At 33.1% G+C, this 2,295-nt stretch carries 2 protein-coding genes and 1 pseudogene (1 of these 3 running past the window's edge); all 3 read left to right on the forward strand.

The genetic code is table 11. The annotated features are described in order from the left end of the window. The first annotated feature begins 67 nt into the window (after positions 1 to 67). Complete coding sequence (locus A2255_06335) at positions 68 to 349, forward strand: transcriptional regulator (protein ID OGI18072.1); 282 nt, start codon at positions 68 to 70, stop codon at positions 347 to 349. 200 nt (positions 350 to 549) lie between these two features. Next, entirely contained in the window at positions 550 to 732 is a 183-nt protein-coding gene (locus tag A2255_06340; GenBank protein ID OGI18068.1) for a 4Fe-4S ferredoxin, read from the forward strand. Between the two features lie 14 nt (positions 733 to 746). Further along, positions 747 to 2,295 (forward strand): annotated as a pseudogene (locus A2255_06345) (pyridine nucleotide-disulfide oxidoreductase); it runs 768 nt beyond the window's last position.

The raw sequence follows: 2,295 nt of genomic DNA on the forward strand, positions 1-2,295 counted from the left end.
AATGATAAATTATTAGTATATGCTAATATTTGAATATAATAATATTATAAAAACAAAGGTTAAAAGTATGCGCAAAGAACGTATTGAACAGTTGGCAGAAAAATTTAAAGCACTTGCTCATCCAACCAGATTGCAGATTGTTATGGGATTAATCAGCAAAGATGAGTGTAATGTGACTAAAATGACAGAAAATCTTAAAATCCCGCAACCTACAATATCTCAGCATATCAGTATTTTAAAAAATAGTGGTATTATTGAAGGTTATCGAAAAGGAAATCAAATTTGCTATAGAGTTGTTAGCGATGAAGTTAGAAAAATCTTCAGTGTAATTGACTTATCAGACAAGTAATTTAAGTTTTAACTTCCCACCAGAAATAGACACAACTTACTTAAAAATTTAGTAGTGCTCCAACGATAACTGATAACTTTAAACTAAGTCTAATTGATTCAAAGGCTATAGTAGATAACTAAAGTTATGTAATGGATATTACCAAAAATTTTTAAAAAACTATATTGGTTTATTAGAATATTATAATTAAGAGGTAAAAAATGTTAAAAGTGGATGAAAAAAGATGCCCTCAAAATCACAGTTGTCCTGCGGTAAAAGTTTGTCCTACTGGCGCAATTATACAGATTGGTTATGATTTACCTGTAATAGATCAGGAAAAATGCGTAATGTGCAAGAAATGCGTGTCATTTTGCCCAATGAAAGCAATCCGGGAAATTAATTAACAAAGGAGATAATTATGAAGGTATTAATAATAGGTGGAGTGGCTGGTGGTGCAAGTACTGCAGCAAGACTCAGAAGACTGGATGAAAAAGCCGAGATAATTATTTTTGAAAGAGGAGAACATATATCTTTTGCCAATTGCGGCATTCCGTATTATTGTGGTGATGTGATAAAAGACAGAGAAAAACTCATACTTTTAACCCCAGAAAAGTTAAAAAACCTCTTAAATATTGAAGCAAGAACACAATCAGAAGTTATTAAGATAAATAGAGATAAAAAAACTGTAACTGTAGAAAATAAGGCCTCTGGTGCTCAATACGAGGAAAATTACGATAAATTAGTCTTATCTCCAGGCGCTTATCCTATCAAACCGCCTATTGAAGGCATAGATGACAGTAGAATTTTTACAGTGAGAAATCTTACAGATGCTGATTTAATTAAAAATTATATAAAAAAGAACTCTCCGAAAACGGCTACAGTAGTTGGAGGCGGTTTTATAGGTATAGAAATGGCAGAAAACCTGTCACATTTAGGGTTGGATGTTTCAATCATTGAGATGTCGAAACAGGTTTTAAACCAGATCGATTATGAAATGGCAGCTCAAGTACAAAATCATATAAGATCGAAAGGGGTAAAACTTCATTTAAGTGATGGTGTAAAGTCTTTTGATAAGCAGGAAAAGCTTATAATTAGCCTGCAAAGTGGAAACAAAATTGAGACTGATCTTGTAATTCTAGCTATAGGAGTAAAACCAGAAGTAAAGCTTGCGGCAGAATCAGGGCTTGAAATAGGAAAAATAGGTGGAATAACTGTAAATAATCATTTACTAACTTCTGATGAGAATATTTATGCTGTAGGTGATGCGATAGAAGTAAAAGATTTTATTACAGGCAATGAGGTTTTAATACCGCTTGCAGGTCCTGCAAATAGGCAAGGAAGAATAGTTGCAGACAATATATGTGGAATTAATTCTATTTATAAAGCAACGCAGGGAACCGCACTTGTTAAAGTGTTTGATTTAACGGTTGCATCAACAGGTAATAGTGAAAAGCAGCTAAATAAAAATAATATTCCTTATTTAGCTGCTTATATTCAAGGTATGTCACACGCTGAATACTACCCAGATCCTTTTCCAATGACTATAAAACTGTTATTTACACCTGACACAGGAAAAATACTTGGCGCACAAATAGTCGGCCTGGATGGAGTCGATAAGAGAATTGATGTTTTAGCCACAAGTTTGAGGTTTGAAAAGACAGTACATGACCTTGTAGAGCTGGAACTTGCTTATGCTCCTCCTTATGGCTCAGCAAAAGACCCTGTAAATATGATAGGAATGGTAGCTGAAAACATACTCACAGGAAAAATAAAACCTGTTTATTTAGATGAGATTAATAATTTAAACGACAATGATTTCCTTTTAGATGTAAGGACAAAAGAAGAACAGGTTATAGGCAAGTTAGACAATTCTCATAATATCCCTTTAGAAGAAATAAGAGGCAGACTTAATGAAATTCCAAGGGATAAGAGAATAATAATATACTGTACTAAAGGGCTAAAAGCAT

The sequence above is a fragment of the Candidatus Melainabacteria bacterium RIFOXYA2_FULL_32_9 genome (genome assembly GCA_001784615.1).
Taxonomy (GTDB): domain Bacteria; phylum Cyanobacteriota; class Vampirovibrionia; order Gastranaerophilales; family UBA9579; genus UBA9579.